We start from the raw sequence: 16,356 nt of genomic DNA on the forward strand, positions 1-16,356 counted from the left end.
TCGGATGAAGGGTATCGGCATCGCGGGCAGGATCGCAAAGTCATTCATACGGTCGAAACTTACTCCCCTCATCGTCATTGCATCTCTGCTCCTCGGGGTCTTTGCGATCATCGTCACGCCGAGGGAAGAAGAGCCGCAGATAGTCGTTCCGATGATCGATGTCATCGTAACCTATCCGGGCGCGTCGGCGCGAGAGGTCGAGGCGCGTGTGACGAGGCCCATGGAGAAGCTCCTCTGGGAAATAAAGGGTGTCGAATACATTTACTCTATCGTCAAGCCCGGGATGAACCTTACAATCGTGAGGTTCTATGTGGGGGAAGACATGGAGAAGAGTCTCGTCAATCTGTACAACAAGCTCATGTCGAACTACGATAAGATACCGCCTGGTGTGTCTCAGCCAATGGTAAAACCGAAATCGATCGATGATGTGCCTATCCTTACCCTCACGCTGTGGAGTGAAAACAAGCGGTATTCAGGATATGAGTTGAGGCGCGTTGCATGGGAGCTGGGCGACGAGATCAAGAAAGAGAAGGATGTCTCGGAGCTTACAGTCAAGGGAGGACAGAGGAGACAGGTCAGGATCGCCCTCGATCCTTCCAGGCTCAGGGCATACGATACTACAGCCTTTCAGATCATGGGCGCTCTGCAGAAGGCGAATGTTTCCCTCCCTTCCGGCGCTTTTCCTTCAGGGAACAGGGAGTACCTTGTTGATACAGGAAGATTTATCAGGGATGCCGGTGAGGTCGGCAGCCTCGTTGTCGGGGTAGTGAACGGCAGGCCCGTCTATCTGAAGGACGTGGCTGAGATCAAGGACGGACCAGAGGAGCCGGCCGATTACGTCTTCATGGGCCTGGGACCATCGGCCGAGAAGAAGGGGATTACAGCCGGTAAATCCGGGTTGTACGAGGCGGTCACCATAGCCATCGCAAAGAAGAAGGGTGCAAATGCAAGCATCGTCGCCCACGAAGCCCTCAAGAAGGTTGAGGCCTTAAGAGGCAACCTCCTGCCCTCTGCTATCAACGTGACGGTGACGAGGAATTACGGAGATACGGCAAAGGAAAAGTCAGATGAGTTGCTCGAGCATATGCTCATCGCCACCATCTCGGTGATCTTTCTCATCGCCCTTGCCCTTGGCTGGAGGGAATCTCTTGTTGTGGCGGTGGCCGTGCCTGTCACTCTTGCCCTGACGCTCCTTGTGAACTACCTCTACGGATACACCCTGAACAGGGTGACGCTCTTTGCCCTCATATTCTCAATCGGTATCCTCGTCGATGACGCCATCGTCGTTGTCGAAAACATACACAGACATTTCAGGCTCCGCAGGGTAGAGCCCCTTACTGCCGTCCTTGCTGTCGATGAAGTCGGCAACCCGACGATACTCGCCACCTTTGCCGTTATCGCGGCCCTTCTCCCCATGGCCTTCGTCTCCGGTCTCATGGGCCCCTATATGCGGCCCATACCCGTCGGCGCCTCAGCAGCCATGCTCTTTTCCCTCCTCGTCGCCTTCATTGTCAGCCCCTGGCTCAGTTACAAGGTCCTGAAGAACGTGAAACAGAAGGAGGGGGAAGAAGAGGGCGGGAGATTCCTTGGGCTCTATGGAAGAATGCTCGGTCCTCTTATCAACGACAGAAACAGGCGAATGGCTGCCCTCGCCGCTGTGGCCTCGCTCCTTGGATTGGCTCTTCTCCTCGTTCCGCTGGAGGCAGTCACGGTGAAGATGCTTCCCTTCGATAACAAGAGCGAACTTCAGGTGATTGTTGATATGCCGGAGGGCGTGACCCTTGAGGAGACGACAGCCCTGACAGGGGAACTGGGAAAATATCTGAAGACCGTTCCCGAGGTCACCGATTATCAGGTCTATGCCGGGACATCGGCGCCCTTCAACTTCAACGGCCTTGTGAGGCATTATTTCCTCAGGTCAGGGAGCAATGTGGCCGATATCCAGGTGAACTTCGTCGGCAAGGATGAGAGGACTGCCCAGAGCCACGATCTCGCAAAAAGGCTGCGGCCTGAACTTAAGAGGATTGGTGACAGATACGGCGCCAGGATGAAGGTTGCCGAGATTCCGCCGGGACCGCCTGTCCTGAGCACCCTCGTTGCCGAGGTCTACGGACCTGAGACGAGAGGGCAGATTGAGATCGCGAAAGAGATCAAGGAGATCTTTGCCAAGACACCGGGCGTTGTCGATGTAGACTGGTATGTAGAAGACAACCAGAAGAAAGTTACCTTTGAGATCGACAAGGAGAAGGCCGCGTTCAATGGTATCAGTACGGAGACCGCATTGCAGAGCCTGAGAATCGCACTGAACGGGATGGGGTCGGGTCTCGTCCATTTCGAGAGAGAGAAGGAGCCCGTTGAACTTTTTCTGAGAAGTCCCCTGGACGAACGGGCGAGTATCGAGTCACTGAAACAGATCACTGTGCCTTCGGCCTCAGGAAATCTTGTGGCCCTCTCGGATCTCGTTACGATGAGGGAAGGGCTGGAGGATAAGACGATATACCACAAGAACCTGAAGAACGTCACCTACGTAACAGGAGATGTGGCGGGTACGGAGGAAAGCCCTGTCTACGCGATCTTCAAGATGAAGGATAAGGTGAGGGACCTGAGGCTTCCCGAGGGCTATGAACTGAAGCAGTATTCATCGGTCCAGCCGTGGATCGAGGACAGGTATGCGATGAAGTGGGACGGCGAATGGCACATCACCTATGAGGTATTCAGGGACCTCGGCGTCGCCTTCGGCGCCGTGCTCATTCTTATTTACATACTCGTTGTGGCCTGGTTCAGGAGCTTCCTTACGCCGCTCATCATCATGGCCCCCATACCTCTTACCCTGGTCGGCATTCTCCCCGGACACTGGATGTTCGGAGCCTTCTTCACGGCCACGTCCATGATAGGCTTCATAGCGCTGGCAGGCATCATCGTGAGGAACTCCATACTCCTCGTCGATTTTGTCCAGATGGAATGGAGGGAACGGGGCAGTCTGAAAGACGCCCTGATAAAGGCGGGCGCTGTCCGGTTCAGACCGATCGTGCTCACGGCCGCTGCGGTAGTTGTGGGGTCTTTTGTCATGATCTTCGATCCCATATTCCAGGGGCTTGCGATAGCGATGATGTTCGGGGCGGTGGCGGCAACGGGGCTCACGCTTATCGTTGTTCCCCTCCTTTATTATGAGGTGTTTAAGAACAGGGGATGTCCTCTCAAAGAGGGGGAAAAGGTCAAGGGGAAAGAAGGAGGAGAGAAGGAGTTTTCAGAAATATAGGCTAACGTTGCAAGACTGGATAACCTATGAGGAGGTTGTGACATGTATTTGGCTAAGACTGACAATTGGTATCTCGAAAGAATCATCTGGCTCGTGGCTGGTATTTTCACGCTCTCAAGCGGTATATTGGCTTGGGTACACAGTGCATACTGGCTGATTCTGACATGCCTTGTCGGCGTGAACCTGATTGTTTTAGGACTTACAGGCTTTTGCCTGATGGCGAACATACTGTATTCACTCGGTGCAAAGCCAAGATTGCAGAAGTAAGGGACAAAAAAATTCAAGGAAATCTATCAAGGAGGCGAAGAATGGAGACCTACGAATACCTCTGTCTTGCGTGCAAAAGGCTCTATGTCCTCCGCGCGTCAGCGGAAAAGTGTGATGAAGGCAAAGAGTGCCCTCATTGCAAGAGCAGGGACGTCGTTCAGCTCGGCGTTTCAAGTCTCTTCGGTTTATCGGGCGGTTGAAACCCCTATGGTTGCTGAGACCGGTTCGGTCTCCCACTCATTGAGCATTGACCAGTCGCACACGGGCTTCTGCTGTTTTACCGATAGAGTTCAGCTGTTGTCTCTGAGAGGAGGCGCTCCTGAATTGTTTACGGAGCCAATTGATTCGTGAGTGCCTTCATAATTCTTTCATGATTGCATGATATCGTATTTCTCATCAGATTGCAGGGGGAGGTGAATCGAGAATGTGGAGAAACAGTTCCTGAAGGGTTATCCGGTCAAGAAGATCCGGGACATCGTCGAACAGGAATATTAAACGATAGGAGGTTCATGATGCGGAAATTCGTTGTCGTTACTATGGTCGTTTTTTTGTTTGCAGGCATTGCCTATGGCAAGGACTACGAGGTGAAGAAGAAGGCAGGGGGGTATGACGTGGAGGTCACGATCGATAAGAACCCGCCTGTGGTGGGTGACAATAATGTGAAGATCGAGATCAAGGACGCCTCAGGAAAGTACGTAACGGACGCCAAGGTGGTTGTGGATTATAGCATGCCTGCAATGCCCGGCATGCCGGCCATGAATTATAAGGCAGACGCTGAAGTGAAGGGGAATGAGTATAGGGCGAAGATGAATCTTTCGATGTCCGGCTCCTGGAACGTTGCGATAAAGGTCAATAAAGGCGGGAAGACGTCGACCATGAAATTCACCGTAGACGCGAAATGAAGGCCATGCTGCGTGATGCATGAGGACGCGGGCAGCATGAGAACAAGGCGGCAGACGGGGAAGACCTTTCTTTTTCGTCTCGCGTCCGTCCTGCTTCTCACGCTCTTCTCGTTTTTTTCCTGGATTCGCTGCGGCGGTGCCGCCGAGGGTGAATTGAGGCTTCAAGATCTTATCGACGATGCCCTGAAGTATAACCACGAGATCCTCGTGAACGAAGCACGGATCTCTGCCTCAAGGTTCAGGATACCCCAGGTGACGAGCCTCCCTGACCCCATGGTCACATTTGGGTACCAGAACGAGAGTTTCAAGAAATACACCTATGGCGATAAAGAGGGCTCACAGTGGATGTTTACCGCCTCCCAGTCGTTTCCCTATCCCGGCAAGCTCTCTCTGAAAGGCGAAATGGCTGCGAAGGAGGCCGAAGGGCTCAGGGCTGCCTCAGGCAGTATACGGCTGAAGACCATAGAAAAGGTCAAGGGACTTTACTATGATCTCTTGTTTGCTTACAAGAGCATCGATATCATCAGGGACAGGGCCGCCCTCTTTTCGAGATTGGAAGACGCTGCTGTGGCGCGCTATTCGTCGGGTCTGGGACTTCAGCAGGAGGTCCTCATGGTACAGACCGAGAAGTATATGCTCCTGGAAAAAGAGGAGATGGTGAAACAAAAAATAGAATCTCTCGAGGCCATGATCAACTCCACGGTCGGCAGGAATATCAACGCTCCCGTCGGCAGGCCCGTCGAGGAAAAGGAGACTGAATTCGCAACGTCCATGGAAGAACTCCTCGCCACCCATGTCCAACATTCACCCATGGTGAGAGAAAAAGAGGAGATGATCTCGGCAGCTGAGATTGCGGTTAAGATAGCAAGGAAGGAGTACTATCCCGACTTCACAGTCAACGCAGAGTATTTCAAGAGGGCCCGGGAGTTCGAGGATATGTGGAGTCTTACGACGAGCATCAACATCCCGCTCTTTTATAAGACGAAACAGCGCCAGGCTGTATTTGAGAAGGAAGCTCTTTTGTCAGAGGCTGTTCACGACCTCGAAGCGGTAAAATTGATGCTCTCTTCAACAATCAGGGACAATTATACCATGGTCAAGACCGCTGAGAGACTCATGAATCTTTACAAGAACGGCCTCGTCCCGAAGACCTACCAGGACTTCGAGGCGGCCCTTGCAGGGTATACGACCGGGAAGGTTGAGGCCTTGACCGTGATAAACAGACTGAGATCCCTCCTCGATTATGAAACGCTTTACTGGGCTCAATTTGCCGAAAGGGAAAAGGCGATTGCCCGGCTTCAGGCTGTCGCAGGGACGATGGACTCAGGAAGGAACGATCAGTGAAGAAATCATACCTCTTTGTCATCGGCGGATTGATCCTGGCAGGAGGGTTGCTCTGGTATGGTTCGAAATCCGGCCTCTTTCATCTGAACGTAGCGGGGAATCCGGCTGTGACGGTCCAGAAGGCACAACCCGCATCCGGACGTGAGACTCGTCCGGCTGAGGAGGCAAGGGAGAAGATTCACCCCCAGGGGAACGAAGTATCATCACAGTCACAAGCTCAGGAAGAAGCCCCCACCGTCGAGATACCTCCTGAGAAGCAACAACTTATCGGCATGAAGAGCGCTGTCGTGTCGGTGAGGCCCTTACAGAAGGTCATCAGAACCGTCGGGAGGATCGAATACGACGAGAGGAGACTGGCAACGGTGAATACGAAGGTTGAGGGTTGGATAGAGCGGCTCTATGTTGATTATACCGGTAGGCTTGTCAGGAAAGGTGAGCCCCTCGCCGAGATCTACAGCCCTGAACTCGTGGCGACGCAACAGGAATTCATAAATGTCCTGAGATGGGCGCGGCAGGGCAAGGAAGTGAAGAATGAAACGATCAATGCCATGCTCTCTAAGGACGCTGAGTCTATCGTTGAGGCTGCAAGGCAGAGGCTCAAGCTCTGGGATATATCGGATGATCAGATCAGGAAGATCGGGGAGTCGGAAAAACCGACAAGGACGCTCACAATTTACAGCCCGGTGAGCGGTTATATTATTCAGAAGACGGCGCTGCAGGGCATGCGAGTCATGCCGGGAGAAAAGCTCTTCGACATAGCCGATCTCTCCACGGTATGGATCATCGCCGATATTTATGAATACGATCTGGCGATGATAAAGGTTGGACAGACGGCAACAATCGTCCTGAGCTACTTTCCCGGAAAGGAGTTTTCGTCGAGAATCGATTATTTCTATCCGAGCCTTTCGGGCGAAACGAGAACCGGGAAAATCAGATTCACGATCCCCAATCCCAGGGACCAACTGAAGCCCCAGATGTTTACCAATGTTGAGGTAAGGATCAACCTCGGCAAGAAACTCGCCATCCCTGATGATGCTGTCATTGATACGGGCACGCGCCAGATCGTCTATGTTGACAGAGGTGAAGGCAACTTCGAGCCACGGGAGGTCGAACTCGGCCTGCGTTCCGAAGGGTTCAGGGAGGTGCTCAGGGGTCTGAAAGCAGGAGAGAGAGTCGCTTCGTCCGCGGCCTTCCTCATCGATTCCGAGGCGCAACTCAAAGGTGTCACACCCCTTGGGGGCCATAAACACTGAATGATAGCCAAGGTTATCGAATTCAGCGCAAGGAACAAGTTCATCATCTTCCTGATGGTGATATTCCTCTGTTGCTGGGGGTACTGGGCACTTACCAAGATCCCCCTCGATGCAATACCCGACCTCAGTGATACCCAGGTCATCATCTTCACGGACTGGGCAGGGAGGAGCCCTGATTTGGTTGAGGACCAGGTAACCTATCCCATAACCTCAACCCTCCTCGCCGCACCAAAGGTCCAGGCGGTGCGAGGATTCTCTTTTTTCGGCAGCTCCTTTATTTATGTAATCTTTGAGGAGGGAACGAATATCTATTGGGCGAGGAGCAGGGTCCTTGAGTATCTCCAGTCGGTGAGAAGCAAGCTCCCCGCGGACGTTAACCCCGTGCTCGGTCCCGATGCCACCAGCGTGGGTTGGGGATTCAGCTACGCACTCGTCGATGAGAAGGGAGGGCACGACCTCTCTCAGCTCCGCTCACTCCAGGACTGGAACATCAAGCTCGCCCTCGAAAGCGTGCCAGGCGTTTCCCAGGTAGCGAGCGTGGGCGGATTCGTGAAGCAGTACCAGATCACCATAGACCCGAACCGTCTTTCCGCCTACAACATTTCTCTCATGAAGATCATGGATGCAGTGCGGAAGAGCAACAATGACGTTGAGGGCCGTGTCCTTGAAATGTCCGGGGTGGAGTACATGGTAAGGGGGCGGGGATATATCAGGACCGTCGGTGATCTCGAGAACATCGCAGTCGGCACCAACGGCGCGGGGACTCCAGTGTATTTGCGTGACGTGGGCAGGGTTCAACTCGGACCGGAGATACGCAGGGGGCTCGCCGACCTTGACGGAAAAGGTGAAGTGGCAGGGGGAATAGTTGTGGTCCGCTTTGGTGAAAACGTCCTGAACGTTATAGACCGGGTAAAGGACAAGATCGCGAAAGAGATCCGGCCGTCCCTGCCGGACGGGGTCAGGATCGTCACTACGTATGATCGGTCGGATTTGATCCATGAATCCATCAATACCCTGAAGGAAGAGATCATCAAACTTTCACTGGCAGTGAGCGTCGTCTGCATTGTGTTCCTCTTCCATCTTCCCAGTGCCCTTGTCGTCATACTGACTCTGCCGGTGGCGATCATCATATCTTTCATCTGCATGTACTACCTCGGCGTTACCTCAAACATCATGAGCCTCGGCGGTATCGCCATAGCCATAGGTGCCATGGTCGATGCCTCAATTATCATGGTCGAAAACGCCCACAAGAAAATGGAGGAGTGGGTATGCGACCTCGGGAAGAGAGAAGAATGTACCAGGTTCGATGTGATTATCGATGCGGCAAAGGAAGTGGGCCCGTCGCTCTTTTTCTCTCTCCTCGTCATCACCGTCGGGTTCCTCCCAATCTTTACACTCCAGGCCCAGGCAGGGAGGCTCTTCAAGCCGCTGGCATACACAAAGACCTTTGCCATGCTCTTTTCCTCCTTCCTTGCGATTACGCTCACGCCGGTGCTCATGAGCATGTTTGTGCGTGACGACATACCCTTTTTGAAGAGGATACCGGTGCTCAAATACCTGTTCACCATATATCCCGAAGAAAACCATCCTGTCAGTGTCGTTTTGAGAAAGGTTTATGAACCCGTGGCTCGAGTCGCCCTGAGGTTTAAGTCGGCTGTCATCATCATCGCTGCCGTCATTTTGGTTTTAACAGTAATTCCCTTTAGGAAACTGGGCTCTGAATTCATGCCCCCTCTCTATGAGGGAACGCTCTTCTATATGCCGGTCACGGTCCCCGCTGCCTCCATCTCGGTTGCGTCCCAGCTTCTCCGGGTTCAGGACAGAATCCTGAAGAAGATTCCTGAAGTGGCACAGGTTTTTGGAAAGGCAGGACGAGCTGAGACAGCGACCGATCCAGCGCCTTTGGAGATGTTCGAGACCATTATCAACCTCAAGCCTGAGTCACAGTGGAGAGAGGGGATGGATGTGGAAAAGCTCAAGAACGAGATGAATGATGCCCTCCAGATCCCCGGCGTATCGAATTCATTCACCATGCCGATCAAGGCAAGGATCGACATGCTCGCCACCGGTATCAGAACGCCTGTGGGGGTGAAAGTTCTCGGGCCAAAATTGGATGTAATCGAAAAGATATCTACAGGGGTGGAAGATGTCATCAAAACGGTCCCCGGAACGAGGAGCGCATATGCCGAAAGGGTGACCACGGGTTATTTTCTCGATATCAGGCCCAGGCGTGAAGAGATCGCACGGTACGGCCTTTCAATGGACGATATTCAGGGGGTGATTGCAAGTACGCTCGGGGGAATGAACCTCACCACGACGGTCGAGGGAAGAGAGCGCTATCCGGTCAATGTGAGATATGCGAGAGAGCTGAGAAATGACGTCGAAAAGATAAAGGGGATATTTGTTCCCGTCACCATGGGGGTTGGCCTGCCCGGCATGTCGGACGGCCCGAGAGCCGGCAGCCTTTCCCACATCCCCCTCGGGGAACTTGCCGATGTAAAGATTGTGAAGGGACCTACATCGATAAAAAGTGAAGAAGGGCTTCTTGCCAATTATGTCTATGTGGATTTTTCCGGCCGTGATGTAGGCGGTTACGTGAAAGAGGCAAAAGAAAAAGTGGCACACAAGGTCGCACTCCCTGATGGTTACAGGCTCCAGTGGAGCGGCGAGTATGAGTACCTTGTCAAGACCCATGAACGATTGGTACTCGTCATCCCGTTGACTGCACTTATCATCTTTGTGCTTATTTACCTTAACACCAAATCGCTCACCAAGACGATGATCGTCCTTTTGGCCGTGCCGTTCTCCCTGGTAGGTTCATTCTGGCTTCTCTATTTTCTCGACTACAATATGAGCATTGCCGTCTGGGTCGGCATTATCGCCCTTGCAGGACTGGATGCTGAAACAGGTGTTGTCATGCTTCTCTATCTTGACCTGGCGTATGAACAATGGAAAAGGGAAGGGCGCCTTCGCACCATGGATGATCTGAGGGAAGCGGTCATGTACGGAGCGGTGAAGCGGATAAGGCCGAAGATCATGACCGTGAGCGTCATTCTTGCGGGCCTTGTTCCGATTATGATGAGCGGCGGTGTCCTGGGAAAATACTTTCCGCTCCTTTTCAAGGGCGGGGCAGGAACAGATGTGATGCAGCGCATCGCCGCACCTATGGTGGGAGGCGTTATCACCTCCACGATCCTTGAACTTATAATCTATCCTGCCATTTACATGATCTGGAAGGGAAGGGTGATGAAGAAAGCGGGAAGCCTCGCCTCATCGTAGTTATGGGCTGAGGTTTTTCGAGAGGAGAAATTACTGAACAAGGGTATCGTTTCCGACCCGAAACTTCAGTGTCTCCTGTGCAAGGCTCTCATATAATTCCGGAAGCCATGGAGGCCCCGACGTCACAGCCCGGCTGCGAAGGCCTCCTCGAAGGTCGGCGGGCATGATAATGATGTCGGCATTTTCGAGGCCCACCGTCGCCACGAGAACAAACAACTCTTCGATAGCGCGGTCGCCAACTGCGATGCACCCCTTGGATTTTGCCTTGCCATGAATGAAGATATCCCCGCCCAGGTCAGTCCGGTTTTCGTCCTCTGCCTTCTGACGGTCATAGTCGTTGGGATAATTCAGCTTCATGGAGAGATGAAACCTGCTGTTCGGGTTCAACTCGACCAATTGGTAGAGACCCTCAGGAACTTGAAGATCTCCTTGTCTCTGTTTAGGGCCTTGGGTACCGCTCGCTGCAAGGATTTCATAGGTGCGTATATGGAGCCATGCGCCGTCGTCCCCCTGAGACCATAGCTCGAGTTTCCGCTCCTCCTTCAAACCGATCAGGGCGATATGGAAAGGGGGATAGACCGCTCCTACCCGCTCAAAGAACGGCTTGATGCGGGCCTCTGCCTTGGGCCCGAGATGTGTAATTACTTCTTCAACTGATCGCTTCCCCGCTGGAAGGGAGCTTTCCCCGAATCGAGGAGGTTTTTGATGATAGGAATGGTTGACGGAGCTGTGCCCGGCAGTCGCGGAAATGAAGAGGAACAGTACCATGATCGTCAACCATGGTTTCCTGATCATTCCCGGAAGATGCATATCGTCTCAACTTTACACTTTTTGATGAAAAAAATGCAAGACGTCGCATCCCAATCCTGCCGGACTCTTGACAACAGAAACGCTTTTTTCGTACAATGCTAGAAATAAATAATAAGACTGTCTTTCCGGTAACGAGGTGCGATGAAGAGACGGAATTTCCTGCAGGCGTTACTAGCCTTGCTCGGTTCGATTTCCTTTGCCTCTTTTGTTTATCCCCTGGTACGGTTCCTCGCTCCTCCGAGCGCAGAAGCAAAAGCCAGAAAAGTGACTCTCCAGAAAAACGAGGTCCCTGTCGGAGGCGCTAAGAACATCGTAGTCAACAATTCCCCTGCCATTGTCATTAACAGAGCGGGTAAGGGGTTTATCGCCTTCTCGAAGGTCTGCACCCATCTCGGGTGTCTCGTCGAATATGATAAAGACAACAACAGGTTGGTCTGCCCCTGTCATGCGGGAATATACGACCTTGAAGGTAATGTCCTCTCCGGTCCTCCGCCGAAACCTCTGCCGAAGCTTCCTCTGAGAGTGGAAGGCGACAATATTGTAATAGGGTAGGAGATATGCTCGACAAAGTAAGGAATTGGTTAGAAGTGAGGATAGGTCTCGACGATATCGTGAAGACCCAGCTTACGGAAAACAGGGTTCCGAAGAATATCAATGTCTTCTATACCCTCGGCGTTGTCGCCCTTGTCGGATATGTCATTCAGGTAATTTCCGGTATCTTCCTCCTCATCTATTATATCCCCCATCCTGAACATGCGTTCAGAAGCGTTCAGGATATTATGAGCAGAGTTCCTTACGGCTGGCTTTTCAGGCAGATGCATGTCGTCGGCAGCAACCTTATGATAGCCGCCGTCTTCCTCCATATGATCACCGTCTTTCTCATGGGAAACTACAAGAGGCCGAGGGAACTGACATGGGTCGGTGGAGGATTGATGCTTCTCGTGACGCTTATATTCGGCCTGAGCGGCTATCTCCTCCCATGGACGCAGTTGAGTTATTGGGCCACAACGGTTGTTACCTCCATGCCGACAGCCTTTCCCCTGGTGGGCGACTTTATTGCCCAGGTGTTGCGAGGCGGCGACCATGTGACGGGTACCACGCTGAGCAGGTTTTTTGCGCTCCATATCGCGATCCTGCCTCCGATATTCCTCTCTCTCTTGGCGCTGCATGTATTCCTTATAAAACGCATCGGTATTTCTGCGACCCCCTTCGGCTTCTCGGACGAAGAGAGGAGGCCGTTGACTGAATACATCAAGAAGACCCATCCCGACGGCTATCCTTTCTATCCTTATTTGTTTCAGAAGGAAGTCATGATGGTCATGTTCTATATCGCCGTCATGTTCTTTGCGATCAGCTTTATGCCGACCTTATTCCTGCCCGAAGAGGCCAATACTCCTGCTGACCCTCTCATGACGCCTGCTCAGATAAGGCCTGAGTGGTATTTCCTCGGACCCTACGAGATGCTGAAACTGGTGCCGAATAAATTTCTCGGTATCAGTATACAGATAATCCTCGTCGGTATTTTCCTCTTGTGGCCTTTCTTCGACACACAGAAGGAAAAGAATATTCTGAAGAGACCGTTGTTGCGGGGTGTGTTTATCTTTCTCATGGCTCTCTGGATTGTGCTCATGTTCCTGGGGAGGCGCTCATGAGCAGGAAATACCTGTTGCTGCTGACAGTGCTCATTGTCTTTATTCTGCCTTCATTCGCTCCTGGAGGGTATAAAGAGGAATTTGAGAAAGAGTTCATGTCAAAGCCCTGGGCAGGCGAGCAGGCCGAGGAGGACGTCTGCATAGAATGTCACAGCTCTGATAAGATGAAGCCGGCCTTCCGGACCATCACGGAAGAATGGAGGGCGAGCTGGCACGCTCAGAATAAAGTGTCATGTCACGACTGTCACGGCGGAGACTCAAAAGATGCAACAATGGCGATGTCCCGTCAGAGGGGCTTTGTCGGGAGTCCGAAGTATGTTGAAATTCCTGAGTTCTGCGGCAAGTGTCATATCGGCATTTACTGGAACTATCTCGACAGCGGCCATGGGAAGGCGTTGAAGTCCTCGGTTAAGGGACCGAACTGCACGACCTGTCACGGTTCCCATAATATTCAGAAGGCGAGCATTGATATTATCAATGAGCAGCGTTGTTCAAAATGCCATTCCTACGAGCGCGCGAAGACCATGAAGCAGGCCCTCTTCCTCACGGAGAAGAAGATCGGAGAGTTGGAGAGCAGTTTCAGGAGATTGAGGGCTGAAGGCGTATTTGATGAGGATGATGAAAGGGCGCTTTTCAGTACCCAGGCAGAGTTTCGGGCAATCTTCCACACCGTGGACGTCTCCCTTGTCAAAGACAGGACAGATGACTTTACAAAGAAGTTAAACGTCCTCGAAAAGGGGGTGCAGGACACCTTTAAGGAACTCCGTTTCAGGAAGAATTTCTCTGCCTTCATCATGCTTCTCTTCGCTGCTATGGGCATCGTGGTGTTCGCTCTCACAAAGACTCCCAAGGAGTGATCAGAGTATTTCGGGGATTTTCTCCCCGGCGGAGAATGGCATAGATTTTCTTATGTCTAAGTTCCTTCCTTTGTTCATGTGATGAATTCCCCCGAGGACATGGGCATGGTCCTCTCTCTTCATCCCTCTTGCAACCATAATAATCATTGAATTGAGGCATCTAAGGCCGTTAGAATATCAGAGGGAGGGTTGGTTGCATGAGCACTACGATTCGCATAGTCCCCTGCACCCCGGATGAAGTCTTCGTCCCGGTAGACCAATCCAGCTTCGTTGACGGCTTGAGGATCCCCTTCGACGTCTTCGCAAAGGATAGAAACATCATAAAGTTCCTCTTTTCGAAGAACACGGTCTTCTGCGACATAGCGAGAGAGATCCTGGCCATGCAGTCCCTCACGGAGTTCTTTATCAAAGAGCGGGACCTGGCGGATTACCACAACTTCCGGAAAATGGCAAAGGTAATCAGGGAAGACAGGGGGCAGCGCGTGCTCTTCGAGGACTACTCCTATCATAAGGAGAGAAGCTTCATCCTGAGAAGGGACCTTATTACGGCGGACGTGGCAACCAAGCTGAGGATCGGCATCCTGAAGTTCCCCACCTTCGGTGAGATTCCTCTCATAGAAGACCTGACTGGTGAATTGATCGTGAAGAAAATAAAAGACCTTGAATACGACATTGTAATACCGGTTTCAAAGCTCGATGCCTATGAGACCTATCTCTCGGGACTCAGAGAAGACCCTGTTTTTGAAAAACACTTTCTCATGAGGGAACTCCTGAAGATCAAAACGCAAAGACTTTTCAGCGACGTGTCGAATGATGACTACCTCGACGACCTGATAGAGGCGACGATAGAGATGTCTCAATTCATCATTGACCACAAACATCTGGTCGTACAAATGACCTGCTCCCACCTCTACGACTTCTATCTCTATGTCCATTCGGTAAATGTGATGCTTCTCTCTGCTGTCCTCGGTTCTAATCTCGGCATCCCCAGGGACGAGATAACGCCTCTTTCCATTGGTGCCATACTCCACGATATCGGGAAAACGACAATCGCGAATGATCTTCTTGACAAGGCCGGCAATCTCTCCAGCGAAGAGCATTCCATCTACCAGGGTTACGCCCTCAAAAGCGTGGAGATCCTCAACGGCATGAAGAAAGTTCCCGCAGAAGCCATCGAGATAGCGAAGTTCCACCAGGGGAAACTTACAGGTTCCGGAATCACGGACAACAGGGCTCCTCTCATTGCAAGGATCGTAGGGCTCACGAACGCCTATGACACGATGGTGTCGAACAAGATCAAGTCACCGAAGAAGAAGGCCTTTGAGGCCCTTGACATTCTCAGGCAGGAAAAAAACCATTATGATGAGATGGTCATGGAGACCTTTATCCGGATCTTTTCATAGGAATTGCGCTCACGACGGTAGCCCCTCTTGAGAACTCTAAGGACAATGCCGGGGAACTATTTGCCTCGTATTACTCCTACACCTGGGTTGACGATACGCCGTATCCTTTTTGTTCTCTGGTGGCGAATCTCAGCTTGCCGGTATAAATCGGGATGGCAAACTTGAGCAACAGCGTATAGATAAGTGCGCCTGTGGCCCATATGCCGATTGCCACGAGAATTTCCGGGGTCGTGGGAGAATACTCATAGATCTCTCCGAGGGTATCAGGGACAAAGCCGGGTACCACGAGACCCATGCCCTTCTCGATATACACCCCTGTGATAACAAAGATACATGCCATATTGAGTGTCGTGAAGTTCTCCCTGGTCTTCGGGAGGAGGAAGAGGAGGAATGCCGTGATATTCAATACCGAGGCGAACCATATCCACGGCACAAGACGAACCTTTCCGTGAAGGCCGAAATAGAGGTATTTGATCGGGTAGGAGTGGATGCTTCCTGAATAGAACTCCTTGAAGACCTCTGCGCCGAGGAGGAAAAGGTTAATGGCCATTGCGTAGGCGATCAATTCGGCGATCTTGAAGATTGCCCGGTTGTCGATCTCGACTTCAGAGAGTTTTCTGATGATCTGAAAGAGAATGATCATCAGGGCAGGTCCCGAACAGAAGGCCGATGCAAGAAAGCGTGGTGCAAGGATCGAAGCATTCCAGAAGGGCCTGGCCGAAAGGCCGTTGTAAAGAAAAGCCGTTACCGTATGTATGCTGACTGCCCAGGGGATGGAGAGTATGATGAGAGGCCCGATGACGGACATCTTATACTCCTTCCCGATGGAAAGCCTGTAAAGGACATAAAAAGATATCAGCGTATTGATCGCAAGGTATCCGTTCAGAACCAGCACGTCCCAGGCGAGAAGCGATACCGGGAAGTTCATGGTGCCGATCACCGGCAGGATGTGCCATACCCTGAGAGGCTGGCCCATATCGACAAGGATAAAGAGTATGCACATCGTTATCGCCGTTATTGCCAGCAATTCTCCGAAGAGCACGATCTCCTTTATCGGCTTGAAATTATAGACATAGGCGGGGACTACGAGCAGGACGGCTGCTGCAGCAACGCCCACGAGGAACGTGAAATTCGATATATAGTACCCCCATGAGACCTGGTCCCTCATCGCAGTCATGATGAGTCCCCTGTTGATCTGGTCGATATAGGCGCTCAATCCGAGGATGATGAAGATCGAAAGGAAGCCTATCCAGAGGTAGTACTTTGTTCCGCCTATAAAGACCTGTTTCAGGGCGATGAAGAAATTCTTTATGATGTGAGCCATGGACGG

13 protein-coding genes are annotated in these 16,356 nt (G+C 52.0%); 10 read left to right on the top strand and 3 right to left on the bottom strand.

What is annotated here, in order from left to right; genetic code table 11:
* The first annotated feature begins 4 nt into the window (after positions 1–4).
* From VFG09_06590 to VFG09_06615, 6 genes are all read left to right on the top strand, one after another.
* Positions 5–3,259 (top strand): efflux RND transporter permease subunit, encoded by a 3,255-nt coding sequence (locus VFG09_06590; protein ID HET6514813.1) that lies wholly within the window; start codon positions 5–7, stop codon positions 3,257–3,259.
* Between the two features lie 308 nt (positions 3,260–3,567).
* On the top strand, positions 3,568–3,726 hold the full coding sequence (locus VFG09_06595) for an FmdB family zinc ribbon protein (protein HET6514814.1): 159 nt from the start codon (positions 3,568–3,570) through the stop codon (positions 3,724–3,726).
* A 309-nt stretch (positions 3,727–4,035) separates the two neighbouring features.
* Positions 4,036–4,428 (top strand): FixH family protein, encoded by a 393-nt coding sequence (locus VFG09_06600; protein ID HET6514815.1) that lies wholly within the window; start codon positions 4,036–4,038, stop codon positions 4,426–4,428.
* Between the two features lie 36 nt (positions 4,429–4,464).
* Entirely contained in the window at positions 4,465–5,772 is a 1,308-nt protein-coding gene (locus tag VFG09_06605; protein ID HET6514816.1) for a TolC family protein, read from the top strand.
* Positions 5,769–7,025, top strand: coding sequence for an efflux RND transporter periplasmic adaptor subunit (locus VFG09_06610; GenBank protein ID HET6514817.1), 1,257 nt, complete (start codon positions 5,769–5,771; stop codon positions 7,023–7,025). The genes VFG09_06605 and VFG09_06610 overlap by 4 nt, the downstream gene beginning before the upstream one ends.
* Positions 7,026–10,304: a CusA/CzcA family heavy metal efflux RND transporter gene (locus tag VFG09_06615; protein ID HET6514818.1), complete on the top strand. Its 3,279-nt coding sequence runs from the start codon at positions 7,026–7,028 to the stop codon at positions 10,302–10,304.
* Positions 10,305–10,334: 30 nt separating this feature from the next.
* Here VFG09_06615 and VFG09_06620 read toward each other — a convergent pair whose 3' ends face one another.
* Positions 10,335–11,114 carry a L,D-transpeptidase family protein gene (locus VFG09_06620; protein HET6514819.1) on the bottom strand — a complete coding sequence of 260 codons (780 nt, stop codon included), beginning with the start codon at positions 11,112–11,114 and terminating at the stop codon, positions 10,335–10,337.
* Between the two features lie 141 nt (positions 11,115–11,255).
* On the opposite strand from VFG09_06620, the gene VFG09_06625 reads away from it, so the two are divergent.
* The 3 genes from VFG09_06625 to VFG09_06635 are packed head-to-tail and all read left to right on the top strand — an operon-like array spanning position 11,256 to position 13,623.
* Positions 11,256–11,666 (top strand): ubiquinol-cytochrome c reductase iron-sulfur subunit, encoded by a 411-nt coding sequence (locus VFG09_06625; GenBank protein ID HET6514820.1) that lies wholly within the window; start codon positions 11,256–11,258, stop codon positions 11,664–11,666.
* A gap of 5 nt (positions 11,667–11,671) precedes the next feature.
* Positions 11,672–12,766 carry a cytochrome bc complex cytochrome b subunit gene (locus tag VFG09_06630; GenBank protein ID HET6514821.1) on the top strand — a complete coding sequence of 365 codons (1,095 nt, stop codon included), beginning with the start codon at positions 11,672–11,674 and terminating at the stop codon, positions 12,764–12,766.
* Positions 12,763–13,623, top strand: coding sequence for a multiheme c-type cytochrome (locus tag VFG09_06635; protein HET6514822.1), 861 nt, complete (start codon positions 12,763–12,765; stop codon positions 13,621–13,623). The genes VFG09_06630 and VFG09_06635 overlap by 4 nt, the downstream gene beginning before the upstream one ends.
* Here the strand turns inward: VFG09_06635 and VFG09_06640 are convergent, their stop codons facing one another.
* Positions 13,624–13,746 carry a hypothetical protein gene (locus VFG09_06640; GenBank protein HET6514823.1) on the bottom strand — a complete coding sequence of 41 codons (123 nt, stop codon included), beginning with the start codon at positions 13,744–13,746 and terminating at the stop codon, positions 13,624–13,626.
* Positions 13,747–13,820: 74 nt separating this feature from the next.
* Between VFG09_06640 and VFG09_06645 the strand changes: the two genes are divergently transcribed.
* Positions 13,821–15,026 (top strand): HD domain-containing phosphohydrolase, encoded by a 1,206-nt coding sequence (locus VFG09_06645; protein HET6514824.1) that lies wholly within the window; start codon positions 13,821–13,823, stop codon positions 15,024–15,026.
* A 76-nt stretch (positions 15,027–15,102) separates the two neighbouring features.
* Here the strand turns inward: VFG09_06645 and nrfD are convergent, their stop codons facing one another.
* A complete protein-coding gene (nrfD, locus tag VFG09_06650; GenBank protein HET6514825.1) occupies positions 15,103–16,350 on the bottom strand; it encodes an NrfD/PsrC family molybdoenzyme membrane anchor subunit in 1,248 nt (415 codons plus the stop codon).
* Positions 16,351–16,356 lie beyond the last annotated feature (6 nt).

This window comes from Thermodesulfovibrionales bacterium, from assembly GCA_035686305.1.
Taxonomy (GTDB): domain Bacteria; phylum Nitrospirota; class Thermodesulfovibrionia; order Thermodesulfovibrionales; family UBA9159; genus DASRZP01.

What these genes read in the sequence shown, in the direction of transcription:
- VFG09_06625 (HET6514820.1), top strand. Translation starts at nt 11,256, where the DNA reads ATGAAGAGACGGAATTTCCTGCAGGCGTTACTAGCCTTGCTCGGTTCG.
- VFG09_06600 (HET6514815.1), top strand. Translation starts at nt 4,036, where the DNA reads ATGATGCGGAAATTCGTTGTCGTTACTATGGTCGTTTTTTTGTTTGCA.
- VFG09_06605 (HET6514816.1), top strand. Translation starts at nt 4,465, where the DNA reads ATGAGAACAAGGCGGCAGACGGGGAAGACCTTTCTTTTTCGTCTCGCG.
- VFG09_06615 (HET6514818.1), top strand. Translation starts at nt 7,026, where the DNA reads ATGATAGCCAAGGTTATCGAATTCAGCGCAAGGAACAAGTTCATCATC.
- VFG09_06595 (HET6514814.1), top strand. Translation starts at nt 3,568, where the DNA reads ATGGAGACCTACGAATACCTCTGTCTTGCGTGCAAAAGGCTCTATGTC.
- VFG09_06640 (HET6514823.1), bottom strand. Translation starts at nt 13,746, where the DNA reads ATGAAGAGAGAGGACCATGCCCATGTCCTCGGGGGAATTCATCACATG.
- VFG09_06635 (HET6514822.1), top strand. Translation starts at nt 12,763, where the DNA reads ATGAGCAGGAAATACCTGTTGCTGCTGACAGTGCTCATTGTCTTTATT.
- VFG09_06645 (HET6514824.1), top strand. Translation starts at nt 13,821, where the DNA reads ATGAGCACTACGATTCGCATAGTCCCCTGCACCCCGGATGAAGTCTTC.
- VFG09_06590 (HET6514813.1), top strand. Translation starts at nt 5, where the DNA reads ATGAAGGGTATCGGCATCGCGGGCAGGATCGCAAAGTCATTCATACGG.
- nrfD (HET6514825.1), bottom strand. Translation starts at nt 16,350, where the DNA reads ATGGCTCACATCATAAAGAATTTCTTCATCGCCCTGAAACAGGTCTTT.
- VFG09_06630 (HET6514821.1), top strand. Translation starts at nt 11,672, where the DNA reads ATGCTCGACAAAGTAAGGAATTGGTTAGAAGTGAGGATAGGTCTCGAC.
- VFG09_06620 (HET6514819.1), bottom strand. Translation starts at nt 11,114, where the DNA reads ATGCATCTTCCGGGAATGATCAGGAAACCATGGTTGACGATCATGGTA.